Raw genomic sequence first — 16,017 nt, 5'->3', positions numbered from 1 at the left:
TAAAAAATGGTGCGCCCGGCAGGGATCGAACCTGCGGCCTCGAGATTAGGAATCTCGCGCTCTATCCTACTGAGCTACGGGCGCACTTGCAGATTAGAAAAATATGAAAGGCAATTTCCTATGTCAACCTTGAACTATTCTCTCCTTCCCATAAACTTATATCCATAGTTTCCAAGTTTGAGTAGATTTATCGTCAAAAGTATCTGATAATCAATTGTGTTGTCGTAGTTCTTCACCCACCTATAGGAGATCCTGCCGTTCCAGCAACCTCTATTGGCTGAAAACCCGTATTCCCTTTCCCTGTCTTCAGAAAGTTTCAGGTCGTACCTCTGCTGGTAAGAGAAAGAAATAATTCTGTTTATCGGAAGAGAGAACCCCCACCGCAAATAGTTTGCATTCACCTCTTCGTCAAAATCGTAGTAGTGATTCAACCACAACGAAATCCCTATAAGATTTGCTGAAACATATGAATTCGTTTTCTTAACTTCAGCATCGTGTGGAGAGTAATAAACAGTTTCCTTCAACTTCAGCCATGAAACAGGATTTGTGTCAAGGTCCATTTTCCATAAACCCCAGGGATCTTCATCGTTGTAGAAATTGTAAAGTCCAGAAATAGATACTCTTCCCAGCCTCTCCCCTGAACGGTAAAGATAGGCTGTCAAGCCTGGAATGATTGATTTCTCTTTCTCTATCCTGTCCGAATTGTCATAAAAGGGATTATCACTCTGATTTTCATTCTCTGTAAAACGGAATTGGAGCTCTGGATTAAGAGAAAGAAGAAAATCATCTGACAGAGAATAATGAGAAGTGGTAGTAATCACATCTGTAAACTGAAATATACTTCTGTCTCCACCGTGCTGGTATTTAGTCAACAGAAACGCCCACTTCGCCGTGTTTTTTATTACACCGAAAGATTGACTAAACTTGACAGCAGGTTTTACATTCAAACGATAACCACTACCACCAGCCTTTCTATAGAAGTAGGTAAGCTCTGAATCGGTACTGAATGTGAAAGGAGTGTTCCAGACTGGAATATCGAGCAGGTAAAAGTTAACCGTAGGGAATTTCTGATATACCGTATCGGTAGAACCATCAAGGTAATCCAGATAAACTGCATTTATGTTCAAAATGGCATGCTTCCATAGCCTGGAAACAGTTATATCAGACTTTGTGTAAACCTGGGTTTTCTCCTCTATGTCAAAGCTGTCTGTGGACTTAAAGTACCTTCTGCTGTTAATCAGCTCAACGTTTCCTCTGCCGTAGAAAAAGTCAGACGGATTAAAATCATGAGAAAAAGTAAATTTCCAATCCCGTCCCTCTTCTCTATTTATCACGTAGTAGTAGAGCTTCCCTCTGTTTTTCTCTGAAAGAGCATATCTGAGCTCCCCACTTCTACTATTTCCATTTCGAAACCGCTTTTCATAGGTTAAAGTAATGTCCGCGCTTCTTCCCAGAACAATGTAGAAAGGCTGTTTGTAGATAAGCCCATCATCACTTCTGTAACCCACCTTAGGAAATAAAAAACCAGAAGTTCTCTTTTTAACTATCGGACCACTCAAATAAGGGGTAACTATGATAGGAATTTCTTTAACCCGGAAAGAAGCCCACTTACTTTTAAAGCTTTCTCCAAGCAAAACCTTAAACTCCTTTGCCTTCACAGACCAGTCAGGACAGGTATGAGAACAGGGAGTGTACACACCATCGTACGCAATCCATTCTTTTTCAGAAATTCTCTCCACTCTATCAGCTTTAATGTAGTCCGTCGGTGAAACTCTTCCTGAAACTTTTTCAAGAACCGCTCTTTTGGTGTTCAGATCATAAATCAGATTCTGACAGTGAAGCTCAACTTCCCCCTCTTTTATAACGACATTACCGGAAACCTTCAAAATCCCATTCTCCCTATCGTAAGAAGCGCTATCCCCTATGATTTCAACATTTTCATAGGTTATGACAACGTTCCCTTCAGCTGCAACTTTTACGTTTACATTACCACTCAGTTTCTCTGCAGTAATATGAACTGGTATTTCAGAGGGGAACGCACTACCAGTTAGCAATAGGAAAGCAACAATCAGAAAGAGTTTTCTCAATAACGCCTTCCCTCTTCCAGAGTTTGCATTAAATTTTATAATGAAATCATATCAGAGAGGAAATCATGAAAACCCCTGCAGAACTTATCAAAAAAATCGCCCTCCTTCAAATAGGAGCCATCTCTCTTGTCGCAGAGAAAGTAGAAAAACTGATCAAGGAGCTTGAGGAAAAAGGAAAACTATCAGAGGAAGAAGGGAAAAAGTTCATTGAGGAACTGAAAAAGAATATCCAAAAACAGAAAGAAGACCTGTTTAAAGAAGTTGGGAAGATACTTAAAGAGGTAAACATTGTAACTCGTGAAGAACTGGAACCCATAAAAAAGGAGATAGAAGAATTGAAACAAGAGATAGAAAACCTAAAGAAAAACAATAAGTGATGAATTTCCTACAGAGATTCTGGCAAATCATAGGTTACCTTTATTTTTGCACTTATGAACATCTCGCTAACTATGTTCCTAAATTTGTTATAAAAATAATTGGTTTTCTGTTTTTCTATCCATATCGATTCCTTCTCAATTACTCTCCTCCTGAAAGGCTTCGAATAGCTTTTGAAAAGTTAGGTCCTGCTTATCTAAAAGTTGGACAGCTCCTTTCAACGAGAATCGATATTCTTCCTGCCAAATACATCATGGAACTCGAGAAACTCCAGGACAGAGTCCCTCCAGAACCATTAGAAGAAATATTGAAAAGTTGTCAATATCTCAAAGAACACATAGTTGAATTTGAACGTACCCCTATTGGTTCAGGTTCTATTGCTCAAGTTCACTGGGCAAGACTAAAAGATGGAAGGGAAGTGGCCGTAAAAATACTAAGACCTAATGCAGAAGAGGTAATAAAACAGGACATAAAAGTCCTCAAGAAAACCGTAAAGCTCCTTTCAAAGTATATTCCTTTCTTCCGAGAGTTTAGAATTCCCCAGATAGTTGAAGAGTTAGAGAAAATACTCATAGGAGAACTGGACCTTACAACAGAAGCAGCTTACATGGAACTATTCAGAAAGTTCTCAAACAAGGAACCATCTCTCTACGTTCCTGAAGTTATCTGGGAACTTTCAAAAAAGAATGTACTCGTAATAGAATTTATAAATGGAAGAAAACTAAATGAGATTGATGACTTGCCCGAAGAAAGAAGGGAAAAATTGGCCAAAGACTTTGTAAGAATAGTCAACAGAACGGTTTTCGAGCTTGGAGTTTTCCACGGAGACCTTCACCCTGGGAACATCTTCCTTCTGGAAAATGGGAAGTTAGCTTTTATAGATTTTGGAATAGTGGGTAGACTATCACCTGATACTTTATCAGCATTTTTTGCCTTTTCTATAGGAGTTATGAACAAAGATCCTGACCTAATAGTTAATGCCTTGAGAAGAATTGGAGCTATTACAGAAGATATAAACGTCTCCTTACTTAAGAGGGAAATACTCATATTCCTTGACAAATACTATAACAGACCCCTTTCACAAATAGATGCTGAAAAACTTTTTTACGAAGAATTATCTGCTGCCAGAAAGTTCAAAATCATATTACCCGAAGAGCTCGTAATCCTTATGAAGACAATAGCTCATACAGAATCAATTGCAAGGCTCATATACGAAGACTTTAGACTTCCTCCACTTCTAAAACCTTACTTAAAGAAAATAGCTCCGAGAATGCTATTAGATGAAATTAAGAGAAAAACAGTAAACATCTCAATGGCCTATATTGAACTGATAGAGTCTATTCCGGAAATGATAAGTATCCCCTCCATTGAAAAAGTCTCTAAGGATAGAGATTTCTTCTGGGGAGCAGTCTTACTTGGTGGAGCAGTGGTTCTCTCCTTTGCTCCCAAACTTCTCTTAGTTTATCTCCCTGCCGTTTACGTTGCAAACCGTTTCACAAAAGATACCCAAACAAAAATTTGATATCCTTCACCAACAAAAACTGTGAACCGGAGAGAATTAATGGCTGTGTACGTTGCCCTTCTCCACTATCCTGTTTACAACAAAGAGAAAAGAGTGGTAGCAACATCTCTGACCACCCTTGACATCCATGACATTGCAAGAGCATCGAGAACTTACGGAGTAAAGAAATACTTTATTGTTCAACCAATAGAAAACCACCTCTGGCTTGCAAACAAGCTTCTCTCATTCTGGCAGGGTGGACACGGCAGGGAATATAATCCAAAAAGATGGGAAGCTCTAAAACTTGTAAAAGCCGTTCCCTACTTTGAAAATGTTCTTGAAGAGATAGAAAAAGAAGATGGAATCAAACCTAAAGTTGTCGTTACATCTGCAAGAGAATATGAAAACAGCATCTCATTTAAACATCTGAGAGAAAAAATAGAATCTGGAGAAAATGTAATAATCTGCTTCGGAACAGGATGGGGACTTACAGAAGAATTTATAAAGAGCGCAGACTACGTTTTAGAACCTATAAGAGGTGCAACTGACTACAACCACCTATCTGTCAGATCGGCAGCAGCAATAATCCTTGATAGACTCTTAGGATAGAAAGAGAGAAACAATTTCAACGTCTTCAGGGGTGGTAACTTTTATATTTCTGTAATCACCAGGAATTGCAATGACAGAGTAACCGTACTTTTCAAGGAGTGCTGAATCATCGGTCGCGAAAAAGCCTTCTTCTCTTGCTCTCTCATGACATTCAAGAAGAATCTGAAAGCTAAAGATTTGTGGAGTCTGAACCAGAATTAGACTATCCCTATTAAGAGTTTTCTTCACGAAGAAATCCCCAGGTTCTAAAGGAGAATCGACCTCTTTTACAGTTTCCTTTGGCTTTACTCCCAGAATAACTCCATCAACATCGTAATCTGAAAGAGAGATAACAAGATCCCTTATCATTACTGTTGAAATAACCGGTCTCACTCCATCGTGAATGAGAACCTCTTTTACAGGCTCAGTTATCGATTTGAGACCTCTATAAACGGAGCTCTGCCTCTCTTCTCCCCCTTTTACAACCCTAACTATTTTGGGGAACTTTTCTTTTAGCTTTTCACCAAATTCAAGATCTTCTTCAGGAAGAAGAAGGATAATACCGTGAATCAGTTCGCTTTTTTGGAAAACCTTCAAGGGGTACTCAATGAGCGGTTTTCCTTTTATTTCAAAAAACTGCTTTTTTCCGCCAAACCTTCTTCCTGAACCAGCAGCAGGAATAACGGCAAATCTCACTTTACAACCTCTTGCGGTCTTGCAAAGATTATTTTTCCTGAAGACGTTTGAAGCAGATTGTTTACAAGGACTTTCACCCTATGACCTATCAAATGCTTTGCGTTGTCAACGACAACCATCGTTCCATCATCAAGATACCCTACAGCCTGATTCTTCTCTTTGCCCTCTTTGACAAGGAAAATTACAAGCTCCTCTCCAACTGCAACAACAGGTTTAAGAGCATTTGCAAGATCATTGATATTGAGGATCTCAACTCCCTTTATCGAGGCAATCTTATTTAGATTGTAGTCCGTAGTTATCAGTTTTGCCCTCAATCTTCTTGAAAGTTCCACAAGCTTTGAATCAACATCCTTAATCCATGGAATGTCTCTTTCGTAGATTTCTACTGGAGGTTTATCCAGAGTCCTTAGCTGGGAAACCATTTCAAGACCTTTCTTCCCTTTAGTTCTTATCATCGGATCAGTGGAATCCGCAAGGGTCTGTAACTCTTCAAGAACAAATCTTGGAATGATGATTTTTCCTTCAATAAAACCTATTTTCGCTATCTCAACCACCCTACCGTCTATGAGTGCACTGGTATCGATAACCTTTGGAGTACAGTAAAGCCCCTGTTCCTCCTTAAGGAGCTCTGAAATAGGTCTGTTCCTTGTAACTTCTACAGCAGTAAAACCAAAGAGGTACGGAAGAGTTATAAATAGAATTTCCTGCAAATAAGGGAAATTTGTAAATATTGAATAGAGGGAAAGTGTAATTCCCTTTGCAATATAAAGACCTAAAAAGAAACCTGCTGAAAAAACGATAATCGTTCTAATTTTTAGCCTTTTCTTCATTACAAATTCGTAGAATAGAAAGGATGCAGCAGTAATGAAAATTCCTATTATGAGAGATTGAGTCAAAGTAAAACCGTAATTCTTAAAAATCACCATTGAAATAAAGAGGAGGAATAAGAAAAATCCTCCAAGAAACTTTGATAGTATCACGACTTCTTAACCTCTCTGAGGATTTTCCTTATCCTCTGTTTGACTTTCTTTACAGGTTCTCCTAAGGAAAGGGCTATCTCCTCAGAAAGCTTTCCAAAAGCTTCTTCAAACATTCTCTTTTCTGAGTAAGAAAGCTCCTTATCTTTTGACCTGTAAGAGAGATTCCTGACAACAGTCGCAAGCTCTTTTATATTGCCCGTTTTGAGTCTATCAACGTTAAGCCTATGTCTCACAGTCCACTTTTCACTTATGTTCGTTGGAACTTCCGATAAAAACTTAAATATTTCCTCTATATCTTCTTCAGACAGGATAGGTCTGATCCCTGAATTTTCAATACTTGCCTCAGGAACAAGAATAGACATGTTTTTTCCAATGAGAGAAATTCTAAAATATACTAACTTCTTCCCTCCCACCTCCCTTTCTTCCTTACCTTCAATAACACCTACACCATGAGGTGGACAGGCAACTTTATCTCCTACTTTGAACACTTTACACTCCTAATGGGGTTTCCTTACTGGCACCTCTCCTTTTTTGGGTTCTCCATACGGAACAGGTATATACTGAACAGCAGCCTGACCCGTAGGCTGGTAATAAAGCTCCATTAAATCGTAAACTTCCTTTGGTACTTCAGTTGAAACGTTAAGACCTAACTCTTTAATCACATCAACGGTTAACGGATAATCGTGAGTCCAGTAACCAGAAGTTAAAAGGTCTGCTATTCTTTCTGCCTTTTCCTTACTGTGCCCTTTGGCTGTAAGGATTCTAAGGATCGTATTTTTCATCTGTACCAACGACTTTTCTGCAACATCCGCTAAGATGAGCATCTCATCTTTCAGTTGGCCTTTCTTTGTCTTCAAAGCTTTCACAATTGAAGGAGCTGGAAACTGCCCAAGCTGTGGATCAAGGGGCCCCAGAACAGCATTTGGATCCATAACTATCTCATCTGCAGCAAGGGCTATCAAAGTTCCACCAGACATTGCATAGTGAGGAACTATTACTCTAACAGTACTTTTGTGCTTAACGAGAGCAGAAGCTATTTGAGTAGCAGCAAGAGCAAGTCCACCAGGAGTGTGGACTATTAAGTCTATGGGCATATCATCAGGAGTCATTCTGATTGCCCTCAGAATTCTTTCAGAATCTTCAATTGTAATGAATCGCATAAGAGGAAAACCCATAAAGGCAAGTCTCTCTTGCCTGTGAATCATTGTTATTACTCTTGATTTTCTTTTTTTCTCTATATCTCTGATGAGACGAAGTCTTGCCCATTCAAGGTTTTTCTGCTGAAAGATAGGCCAGAGGGAAAAGAAAATGATTAGAAGGAAAAACAAATCAAAGAAACTTGGACCTTGCATATAGACTCCTTATAAATCTTTATACACTATTTTACCATTATAAACTGTAAATTTCACTTTTCCTTTTAACTTTTCATTAAGAAACGGAGAGTTATAGCTCTTCGATTTAACCATCTCCTTCGTAAAAACATACTCCTCATCAGGGTCAAAAATTGCAATATTGGCTCGAGCTCCTGGTCTCAGTGTCCCTATATCCTTTTTGTTTATTATTTTCGCGGGAACCGTCGAAATTTTCTCTATGAGTTGGGAAAGTGAAATGTAACCCTCTCTAACGAGATTAAGAGACAGGGACAACATTGTCTGGAAACCAATTATCCCAAAAGGTGCTTGACAGAACTCAACCATCTTCTCATCAACTGTGTGAGGAGCGTGATCTGTTGCTATAACATCGGCAACTCCTGTTTTCAAAGCCTCCTTACACATCTTTACATCTTCGTCCGTTCTTAAAGGCGGAGACATCTTGGCATTTGTGTCAAAACTCCTTACAGCATCCTCAGTAAGAGTAAAGTGGTGAGGAGTAATTTCACACGTAACTCTTACTCCTTCCTCTTTCGCTCTCTTTATTATTTCCAGAGCTCCTTTACTTGAAACGTGACAGATATGAACGTGAGCACCGGTGAGCTTCGCTATTAGAATGTCCCTCATTGTTCCAATATCTTCAGCCTCTGCCGGCATTCCTGGAACTCCAAGGTAGCTGGAGAGAAAACCTTCATTCATATGCCCGCCGACAGAAAGGCTTTTATCCTCACTGTGACAGAAAACGGGAATTCCAAGACTTCTTGCATAATCCATTGCGTTTCTTAAAAGTTTCGCATCCTTCGGTGTTTCACCGTCATCCGAAATCGCAACAGCACCTGCCTTCACCATAAGACCTATCTCTGCTAACTCCTCCCCTTTCAGTCCCTTTGTTATTGCACCAACCGGAAAGACATCACAAAGTCCTACTTTTTCAGCCTTTTCAACAATGTACCTCGTAATAGCAGGATTGTCGTTAACCGGATCCGTATTTGCCATACAGCAAACAGAGGTTATTCCCCCTGAAACAGCAGCCTGAGAACCTGTCTCTATGTCCTCTTTCCACTCCTGTCCAGGATCTCTTAGATGGGAGTGAAGATCAATAAAACCCGGAGAAACAATAAGTCCACCAACATCTAAAACTTCAGTCGCTTCTGCTTCAGAAATGTTTTTTTCAATTTTTACAACCTTTCCGTTCTCAATCAGAATGTCGTACTGTCCATCTACGCCTTGAGATGGATCAACAACTCTTCCACCTTTTATGAGAAGAGAAGCCATTACTTACCTTCCCCTTTTGTAGTTTGTTTGTGACACCTTGAGCAGTTCTTTGGATTCTTAGCGTCAAAAGCTTTCGTTCCGTTGTGACAAGCACCACAAAACTTACCGTTCCAGATGTCCTGCATTGTAAATTTGTCCGCTCCAAACTTTTGTGTAAATAGCTTTGGATGACAGGAAGAGCAACGTTGCTTTTTTACCTTTACATGGTAAACATGGCTAAATACAACATCTCCATTTTTATTTTTAAAGACAAGATCTCTATTTAGGACACCACCTTCAAAACAGCTAAAAATAAAAAGTCCAGCAGTTAGAAGAATTCCAGAAGCAATTAACTTTTTCATGCTATTTCCTCCTTCAACTTCTCAAGTCTTCCGCAAAGCAGCGAAAGAACAACCATCCTAACGGCAAGTCCTGTTTCAACCTGCTGGAAGATGAGGGAACGGCTTGAAGTAACGACATCGTTGTTGAGCTCCACTCCTCTGTTGAAAGGTCCTGGATGAAGGATAACAGTCTCCGCTTTGAGCATTTCAAGTCTTTTCCTGTTCATTCCAAAGAGATCCGCATACTCTCTAAGAGAAGGAAAAACCTTTCTCGCTGATTGCCTCTCAAGTTGAATTCTAAGAAGAACTACAACGTCTGAGATTTCAGCCACTTCCTCAAAAGAGGAAAGCTTCTTTACCCCAAGAGCTTCCGGAAACCTTGGCATCATTGGAGAAGGTCCGTAGATGAAGACCTCAGCTCCGAGCTTCCTGAAGAGTATCGCGTCTGACCTTGCCACTCTGCTGTGGGAAATGTCTCCCATTATGGTAACTTTCTTTCCTTCAAGACTTCCTAAGTGCTCAATTAAAGTAACTGCATCAAGGAGAGCCTGAGTTGGGTGCTGATGACAGCCGTCTCCAGCATTAACTATTGAAGCGTTGATGTAGTTTTTCACTGTATAGGGAGCCCCTTCGCACGGATGTCTCAGAACAACAACATCCGGATGCATCATATCAAGGTTTTTCAGTGTATCTATGAGACTTTCTCCTTTCTTAACACTGCTTGCAGATGCAGTTATATTGATAACATCAGCTGAGAGGAATTTTCCAGCCTTTTCAAAAGAAGATCTTGTCCTGGTGGAAGGCTCAAAGAAGAGGTTCACAACACACTTGCCTCTTAGGACTGTGAACTTCTTCTTATCCTCTCTTAGAGCTTTCTTAACCTGTAAGGATAAATCATAAATCTGGTTAAATGTTTCAACTGAAATATCTTCTGCCGAAATAAGGTGCTTCATCGGATTAACCTCGCTTTACACTCTTTCAGCCATAGTCTTAGTTACAAGTTTAATTGCTTCTCTCACTTCAACTGCAAGTCTGTGAGCCTCAAGTCCCTCACACTCAGCAAGGTTTCTTGCGTGTTCTGAAATCTGCTTAAACCCTTCTTCACTGACGTAGAGAACAGAAGAACGCTTAATGAAGTCGTAAACCCCTAAGGGAGAGAAAAACCTTGCACTGCCTCCTGTCGGCAGAACGTGGTTCGGTCCCAAAACATAGTCTCCCAAGGATTCACAGGTATAGTGTCCAAGGAATATGGCACCGGCATTCTTTATGTGGTCAAGAAGAGCAAAAGGCTCTTTTGTCGCAACCTCAAGGTGCTCTGGCGCCACTACATTTGCCACTTCACAGGAATGGTAAATATCCCTCGTAATGAAGACAGTTCCAAAATTCTCAATGGATTTTTCTGCAATCTCTTTTCTTTTAAGAGTTTTCAGTTTTCCTTTTAGAGCCTCTACTGTCTTCTTTGCAATTTCCTCACTGTGAGTAACAAGGAAAGAACCTGCAAGCTCATCGTGTTCAGCCTGAGAAAGGAGATCAACAGCAACCCACTCTGGATTTGCAGACTCATCTGCAATTACAAGTATCTCGCTGGGACCTGCAACCATATCTATATCAACAGTTCCAAAGAGAAACTTCTTTGCAAGAGCAACATAGATATTTCCAGGACCAACAATCTTGTCAACCTTTGGTATTGATTCAGTTCCAAAAGCTATTGCAGCAACACCGTGAGCTCCACCAACCCTGTAGATCTCATCAACTCCGGAAAGCTTTGCTGCTACAAGTGAATAAGGATTAACCTCTAAGGAACCAATAGCTGGAGTGATCATCACAACCTTTTCAACACCCGCAACCTTTGCGGGAACTGCATTCATTATGACAGAGGATGGATAAGAAGCTTTTCCACCGGGAACGTAAATTCCAGCACTCTCTAAGGGTGTAACTTTCTGTCCAAGAACCATTCCCGGTTCTGTAACAAAGTAGGAGTTTTCCTTCTGATACTCGTGAAACTTTCTAACCCTCTCAACAGCAACCTTTATGGCTTCAAGAACTTCTGGCTCTACCTTCTTAAAGGCCTCTTCTATCTCTTCTTCAGCAACCCTGACGTTTTCCGGAGTGAGCTCAACCCTGTCAAATTTCTTTGCGTAAGAAAAGACTGCACTATCTCCGAAGTTCTTTACGTTTTCGATTATCTCAAGGACACTTTGAGCGTATTTGCTTTCAAGCCCTTGACCTCTGTTTTTGATTCTAAGGAGCTCGGGATTCTTTTCCCAGTTTTCTGTTCTAAGATCTACTATTCTCATCTCTTACTCCCTCGTTAGCTTATAGCCAAGTCTCGGTAGTGTTTTTAAAAACTTACCCTTTTCTCCCAGCTTCTTCCTCAATCTGCTTATATAGACATCAACTGTCCTCGTTGTTTCGTTATGGTCGTGTCCCCAAATTTTCTCAAGGAGCTCCTCCCTGGAAAAGAGCTGTTCCGGATGCTCAAGGAAGAACTCAAGGAGCTGGAGCTCCGTTTTTGTTAAATAGATTGGGTTGCCATCAACAGTAACACTCTTTGATTTTTTGTCATACACTATCCCTTCAAATTCCACAATATCCCTGCGAACATAACCTGCTCTTCTCAAGACTGCCTCTATTCTGGCAAGGAGCTCCTTCATGCTAAAAGGTTTTGTTACATAATCATCTGCTCCCATTGAAAAACCTTTTACTTTTGTATCCTCATCTGAGAGTGCTGTTAGAACAATTACAGGAACATCTTTATTAGTTGGGTTTTCCCTCATTTCTTTGCAGATATCAAGTCCACTGATTCCGGGAAGCATAAGGTCAAGGATAATGAGATTGTATCTGTTGGTCTTTATCCTTTCCAGCGCTTCTTTTCCATCAAGAACCCAGTCAACCTTAAACTGATTCTTTTCAAGGTTATACTTTACAAGTTCTCCAAGATCCTCATCATCCTCAACGAGTAAAACTACCATTTACCTCTCCTGACTCTTTATTTATATGGGTGAGTTATTATAACTTAAAGTTAAAAGGCATGAGCTCGCCAAGAGTAAACTGCTCAAATTCCTGCCCATTAGTTACCACAACCTCAAAATCTTCTGAGCAAAACTCGGCCATAACCTGCCTGCAGGCACCACAGGGGTAGGGCATTCCATCTGGAGAATAAACCAACATCTTTGAAAAACTCTTTTCCCCTTCGGAAACAGCCTTGAATATAGCAACCCTTTCAGCACAGATTGTCAATCCATAAGAAGTGTTCTCAACGTTTACTCCTGTATAGATTCCATTTTCCCCAATCAAAACGGCTGAAACATGAAAGTTTGAATAGGGACAGTAAGACTTATTTATTGCTTCCTTCGCTATTTTTAACAGTTCCGCTGTTTTCATTCTTCCTCCATCCAGAGCAGGTTCTCTCTCCTCAGATCCTCAATGTACTCCATAATCTCTTCATCTGTCAGATCGTGGAAGTCCTCATAAAAGCTGGCAACCGCAAAGGGCAGCTCTGTACTCTCCACAAGACAGTAGACGTCGTCAAAGTGGTTCAAAAGAAGCTCCCTCGTATTCTTCGGGCAAACGGGAGAAACAGCTAAAACCTCATCCGGCTTCAATTGTTTCAACAAGTTATATGCAGCTATGGCTGTATAGCCAGAAGCGAAACCATCATCCACAACAACAGCAACTTTTCCTGTTAGATTCCTGTAACCTTTCCCTCCTCTATAAACCTGATTCCTCCTTATCACCTCCCGATGAACTTCAGAAGCAATCTGTTCAATCGTTTCTCTGTCAAGATATCCTTCAAACTCCGGATTGATAACAATCTTCCTATCAAGGGTTATCGCCCCAAAACCGGCCTCAGGATTCCAGGGAATCGGAAGCTTCCTGACAACGATTATGTCAAAAGGAATCTGTAGAGTCTTTGAAAGAGAATAACCAACAGGAACTCCTCCCCGCGGTATTGCAAAAACCACACTATTAGAAGGTAAAGACACATTCTTGGCAAGTTCCATCCCCCCGTGAAGTCTGTCTCTAAAAGTAGCCATCTATTCCCCCTCAGATTAAATTCCTACCTATCAAATATTATCCGGGTTCAAGACTATGAAAACCGTTAAAGTTATTTTTAAGAACGGCGTCTTCGTTCCTTTAGAAAATGTGGAAATTCCTGATGGAACAGAAGGAATAACTGTCTATCTGGATAATCAAAACAAAGAAATAGAAAAACCATCATGGTGGAATCAGCTGGAAATTGAAGAGAAGAAAAAAGAAGCCCTTTTAGAGTTTTCAAGAAAAGTAGCAGCAAGGGTTACCTTTAACGATATAAAGGTTGTAACAGGTTTAGAAGGACTGGAAGTCTTCGTACTGGTTACAGACGAGTTCGAAAGCCTTAAACCCGTAATGGAAGTTGCTCTCAGCGTCTATGAAAGAAAGGGTGTTTACCTTCCCGTTCAGGTGATTTCAGAGAGAAGATTCTCAAGGTGGAGAGAACAGGGAAACAAAATCTACAAATCAATAGAAGAAGGAGTCTCCATAAAGTGAATAAGAAGGAGCTCGAAAGACTTCCTGTAATGAACATTGAGGTTACAGAAGTCAAGATTTACCCCTTTGATACAACTGGAATTGGAGGAAATGTAAAAGCGGTTGCTTCCATAAAGCTTAATGACATACTGGAAATAAAAGACATAAAGATAGTCTATTCAAACAATGGCTACTTCATTCAGATGCCATCAAAAAAGACAAGAACAGGTGAATTCGTCCCCATTGTTAACCCTCTCAATAAAGATCTATACTTACATATAAGGAGAAAAATCCTCGATGCTTACAAATCCGCTATGAGGAAGTATGATGAAAAAGTTAATCCTCAGACTTAGTGTTGCAGGATTTATTCTCTCTGGCTGCACAACAACACAGCTTTCAAAAACCGATGCAGCAATGCTTGGAGCCCTTGGAGGAACTGCAGTAGGTGCTGCGACCCACAAACACTACAAAGCAGATGCTAAAGATGCAGCTCTTTATGGAGCAATAGCAGGGGGAATTCTCGGCTACGTCCTCGGCAATGACCAACAGAATACCCACACCGTTCAAGCTGAAACTGAATACGACGTTAGAACAAAGGATGGAAAAGTTATTCACGTAAAAGAAAACTGGTACACGGTAGACAACCAACCTGCTCCAGAAACGAATTAATTGCACTCTTAAAAAGTCCTGCAATCATTGAAATATCTTCGAATATTGGGGAATTTATACACAACTGACTTTACCGCTGAATAAACTGGTAGCTTTTATAAACTTCAAACAAGATAAACTTACAATTTGACTAATCCACATAAATTTATTAATGTGTTTTTTACGAGATATTTTAAAATCAAAAGGGAGGAACCATGGACAGAAGAAATTTCTTCTCTCTAAGTTTCCAGGCAGGACTTGGAATAGTTGGATTATCAGGACTATCGCTCGCAAAAACACTTCCCATTTCAAAAGCTTCAAAAAACGAAGATTCACTTCCCTACCCATACGTTGAACTTGACCCGGAAAAAATTGCAAATAGAGCCTATGTTTACTACCACAAAGGACATTGTGCATACGCTGTATTTGCATCAATACTTGACGAACTTAAAGAGAAAATTGGAGCTCCCTACAAATACATTCCTTCTGAACTCTACGTTTACGGAAAAGGGGGAGTCGTCGGTTGGGGAACACTTTGTGGAGCTCTGAATGGCGCCGCTGGAATTATCACACTGACATGTAAAGACTACGCTAAAGTAATTGATGCACTCTACAATTGGTATCAGAAAACACCTCTTCCAGACTACACACCCAAAGGAAAAGAATCTTATCCAAAGAGCATCTCATCCTCTCCTCTATGCCACGTCTCTGTAATGAAGTGGTGTAAAGCAGCAACTGAACACTTCAAGAGACCTATCGTTTACAATAGCAAGGAAAGATCAGAAAGATGTGCAAGGCTTTCCGCCAGTGTAGCAAGGAAAGCAGTTGAACTTCTCAACAGTTACCATAAAGGCACATTTATTCCTGTCAATGTAAAAGGAATGAATAAAACAAAAATGGATTGCAGAGAGTGTCACACACAAAAAAAGACTTAAAGTCTTAAATTAGAGGTGCGCCGGGGCGCACCTTTAGAATGTTAATACTCTGTCACTGTCAAGAATCTACTCAACAAGGTCGTTCACTGTAGCCTTTTCAGTTTTAGCTATTTCTCCTGCTATCTCTATAGCTTCTTTCTGTGTTTTGGTAACCTTTGTCGCTTTTACCATCCAGGGTGAAGAACTACATGCTGATTTTTTTAGTCATTAGCCACTTAATCTCAAAACTATTAAAACCCGACTTGCCACCTAAGAAATCTTCCCCCACAATAATTTAAAAACCAGGCAATTTTTTTATTCAGTGCTTTATTTTCTTTTTGTACTTTGAAATAAGTTTATTTATGTAAAACGTTACTATTTTCTGTAGTTCTCTTTTAAAACTTTCCCTCTTATCTTTTGGAAGTTTTTCAATGAGCTCTTTTATTCTTTCTTCTGTTTCGTCGGAAATCAGTATGTAGCTTTTTTTCTGAAAATGTAGAGAAAGTGAAAGGAGCTCTATTACTGCCTTATTAAGAGAAATTTTCCTCTTTGCGGCATAAACTTTGATTTCCTTTTCTAATGGCTCTGGAAGAATTATTCCAGCCTCTGGAAGATTAATCGGAAGAGAAACTTCTATCGTTTTGGGAAAAGTATCGGGAGGTTTAACTACAACTTCCACCTCAGGATGCAATTCTTCAAGTTCCAAAGCAGTTGCTTCAACAAGTTTCCTTAAAAGCTCATCGTAAGTTAGATG

The 16,017-nt window shown here is 40.0% G+C and carries 21 protein-coding genes and 1 tRNA gene; 7 read left to right on the top strand and 15 right to left on the bottom strand.

The genetic code is table 11. From position 1 onward, the window contains the following. Positions 1–7 precede the first annotated feature (7 nt). Both ACYQ3A_RS06060 and ACYQ3A_RS06055 read right to left on the bottom strand, forming a co-directional pair. Positions 8–84, bottom strand: a tRNA-Arg gene (locus ACYQ3A_RS06060). A gap of 50 nt (positions 85–134) precedes the next feature. Continuing rightward, on the bottom strand, positions 135–2,087 hold the full coding sequence (locus ACYQ3A_RS06055; protein ID WP_459896268.1) for an LPS-assembly protein LptD: 1,953 nt from the start codon (positions 2,085–2,087) through the stop codon (positions 135–137). A 65-nt stretch (positions 2,088–2,152) separates the two neighbouring features. Here ACYQ3A_RS06055 and ACYQ3A_RS06050 point away from each other — a divergent pair, with 65 nt between their 5' ends. The 3 genes from ACYQ3A_RS06050 to ACYQ3A_RS06040 are packed head-to-tail and all read left to right on the top strand — an operon-like array spanning position 2,153 to position 4,572. After that, positions 2,153–2,464, top strand: a complete 312-nt coding sequence (locus ACYQ3A_RS06050) for a phasin family protein (protein WP_459896267.1) — start codon at positions 2,153–2,155, stop codon at positions 2,462–2,464. Beyond that, entirely contained in the window at positions 2,464–3,984 is a 1,521-nt protein-coding gene (locus ACYQ3A_RS06045; RefSeq protein WP_459897434.1) for an ABC1 kinase family protein, read from the top strand. The genes ACYQ3A_RS06050 and ACYQ3A_RS06045 overlap by 1 nt, the downstream gene beginning before the upstream one ends. A 39-nt stretch (positions 3,985–4,023) precedes the next feature. Next, positions 4,024–4,572 carry an RNA methyltransferase gene (locus tag ACYQ3A_RS06040; protein ID WP_459896266.1) on the top strand — a complete coding sequence of 183 codons (549 nt, stop codon included), beginning with the start codon at positions 4,024–4,026 and terminating at the stop codon, positions 4,570–4,572. Here ACYQ3A_RS06040 and ispD read toward each other — a convergent pair. From ispD to ACYQ3A_RS05985, 11 genes are read right to left on the bottom strand one after another with little or no spacing between them, the layout of a single operon-like run. Continuing rightward, positions 4,564–5,247 carry a 2-C-methyl-D-erythritol 4-phosphate cytidylyltransferase gene (gene ispD / locus ACYQ3A_RS06035; protein ID WP_459896265.1) on the bottom strand — a complete coding sequence of 228 codons (684 nt, stop codon included), beginning with the start codon at positions 5,245–5,247 and terminating at the stop codon, positions 4,564–4,566. The genes ACYQ3A_RS06040 and ispD overlap by 9 nt on opposite strands. Next, complete coding sequence (locus ACYQ3A_RS06030) at positions 5,244–6,227, bottom strand: PIN/TRAM domain-containing protein (protein ID WP_459896264.1); 984 nt, start codon at positions 6,225–6,227, stop codon at positions 5,244–5,246. Before ACYQ3A_RS06030 ends, ispD begins: the two co-directional genes overlap by 4 nt. Continuing rightward, positions 6,224–6,715, bottom strand: coding sequence for a CarD family transcriptional regulator (locus ACYQ3A_RS06025; RefSeq protein WP_459896263.1), 492 nt, complete (start codon positions 6,713–6,715; stop codon positions 6,224–6,226). Before ACYQ3A_RS06025 ends, ACYQ3A_RS06030 begins: the two co-directional genes overlap by 4 nt. Before the next feature lie 9 nt (positions 6,716–6,724). Next, complete coding sequence (locus tag ACYQ3A_RS06020; RefSeq protein WP_459896262.1) at positions 6,725–7,579, bottom strand: SDH family Clp fold serine proteinase; 855 nt, start codon at positions 7,577–7,579, stop codon at positions 6,725–6,727. A 9-nt stretch (positions 7,580–7,588) separates the two neighbouring features. Continuing rightward, positions 7,589–8,872 (bottom strand): dihydroorotase, encoded by a 1,284-nt coding sequence (locus ACYQ3A_RS06015; protein WP_459896261.1) that lies wholly within the window; start codon positions 8,870–8,872, stop codon positions 7,589–7,591. Further along, the gene (locus ACYQ3A_RS06010) at positions 8,872–9,213 is read right to left on the bottom strand and encodes a cytochrome c3 family protein (RefSeq protein ID WP_459896260.1); all 342 of its coding nucleotides are present in this window, start codon (positions 9,211–9,213) and stop codon (positions 8,872–8,874) included. The genes ACYQ3A_RS06015 and ACYQ3A_RS06010 overlap by 1 nt, the downstream gene beginning before the upstream one ends. Continuing rightward, the gene (locus ACYQ3A_RS06005; protein WP_459896259.1) at positions 9,210–10,145 is read right to left on the bottom strand and encodes an aspartate carbamoyltransferase catalytic subunit; all 936 of its coding nucleotides are present in this window, start codon (positions 10,143–10,145) and stop codon (positions 9,210–9,212) included. Before ACYQ3A_RS06005 ends, ACYQ3A_RS06010 begins: the two co-directional genes overlap by 4 nt. Positions 10,146–10,160: 15 nt before the next feature. Next, on the bottom strand, positions 10,161–11,489 hold the full coding sequence (hisD, locus tag ACYQ3A_RS06000) for a histidinol dehydrogenase (RefSeq protein ID WP_459896258.1): 1,329 nt from the start codon (positions 11,487–11,489) through the stop codon (positions 10,161–10,163). Positions 11,490–11,492: 3 nt separating this feature from the next. After that, positions 11,493–12,164: a response regulator transcription factor gene (locus ACYQ3A_RS05995; RefSeq protein WP_459896257.1), complete on the bottom strand. Its 672-nt coding sequence runs from the start codon at positions 12,162–12,164 to the stop codon at positions 11,493–11,495. A gap of 37 nt (positions 12,165–12,201) precedes the next feature. Further along, the gene (gene cdd, locus ACYQ3A_RS05990; protein WP_459896256.1) at positions 12,202–12,576 is read right to left on the bottom strand and encodes a cytidine deaminase; all 375 of its coding nucleotides are present in this window, start codon (positions 12,574–12,576) and stop codon (positions 12,202–12,204) included. Next, entirely contained in the window at positions 12,573–13,229 is a 657-nt protein-coding gene (locus tag ACYQ3A_RS05985) for a phosphoribosyltransferase (protein WP_459896255.1), read from the bottom strand. Before ACYQ3A_RS05985 ends, cdd begins: the two co-directional genes overlap by 4 nt. Positions 13,230–13,284: 55 nt before the next feature. Between ACYQ3A_RS05985 and ACYQ3A_RS05980 the strand changes: the two genes are divergently transcribed. The 4 genes from ACYQ3A_RS05980 to ACYQ3A_RS05965 all read left to right on the top strand — a co-directional run bounded on the left by ACYQ3A_RS05980 (position 13,285) and on the right by ACYQ3A_RS05965 (position 15,284). Beyond that, on the top strand, positions 13,285–13,722 hold the full coding sequence (locus ACYQ3A_RS05980) for an antitoxin AF2212-like protein (RefSeq protein ID WP_459896254.1): 438 nt from the start codon (positions 13,285–13,287) through the stop codon (positions 13,720–13,722). After that, positions 13,719–14,054, top strand: coding sequence for a septation protein SpoVG family protein (locus tag ACYQ3A_RS05975; RefSeq protein WP_459896253.1), 336 nt, complete (start codon positions 13,719–13,721; stop codon positions 14,052–14,054). The genes ACYQ3A_RS05980 and ACYQ3A_RS05975 overlap by 4 nt, the downstream gene beginning before the upstream one ends. Beyond that, positions 14,029–14,370: a YMGG-like glycine zipper-containing protein gene (locus ACYQ3A_RS05970; protein ID WP_459896252.1), complete on the top strand. Its 342-nt coding sequence runs from the start codon at positions 14,029–14,031 to the stop codon at positions 14,368–14,370. The genes ACYQ3A_RS05975 and ACYQ3A_RS05970 overlap by 26 nt, the downstream gene beginning before the upstream one ends. Positions 14,371–14,564: 194 nt before the next feature. Further along, complete coding sequence (locus ACYQ3A_RS05965; RefSeq protein WP_459896251.1) at positions 14,565–15,284, top strand: C-GCAxxG-C-C family (seleno)protein; 720 nt, start codon at positions 14,565–14,567, stop codon at positions 15,282–15,284. 66 nt (positions 15,285–15,350) lie between these two features. Here the strand turns inward: ACYQ3A_RS05965 and ACYQ3A_RS11345 are convergent, their stop codons facing one another. Together ACYQ3A_RS11345 and ACYQ3A_RS05960 are read right to left on the bottom strand one after the other, a co-directional pair. After that, on the bottom strand, positions 15,351–15,455 hold the full coding sequence (locus ACYQ3A_RS11345; protein ID WP_487247223.1) for a DUF2188 domain-containing protein: 105 nt from the start codon (positions 15,453–15,455) through the stop codon (positions 15,351–15,353). 127 nt (positions 15,456–15,582) lie between these two features. Next, positions 15,583–15,969, bottom strand: a complete 387-nt coding sequence (locus ACYQ3A_RS05960) for a hypothetical protein (protein ID WP_459896250.1) — start codon at positions 15,967–15,969, stop codon at positions 15,583–15,585. Between the last annotated feature and the right edge of the window lie 48 nt (positions 15,970–16,017).

The sequence above is a fragment of the Desulfurobacterium crinifex genome (assembly GCF_054656775.1).
The sequence above is the reverse complement of the archived record's forward strand: the minus strand, read 5'-3'. Positions and strand labels throughout refer to the sequence as shown.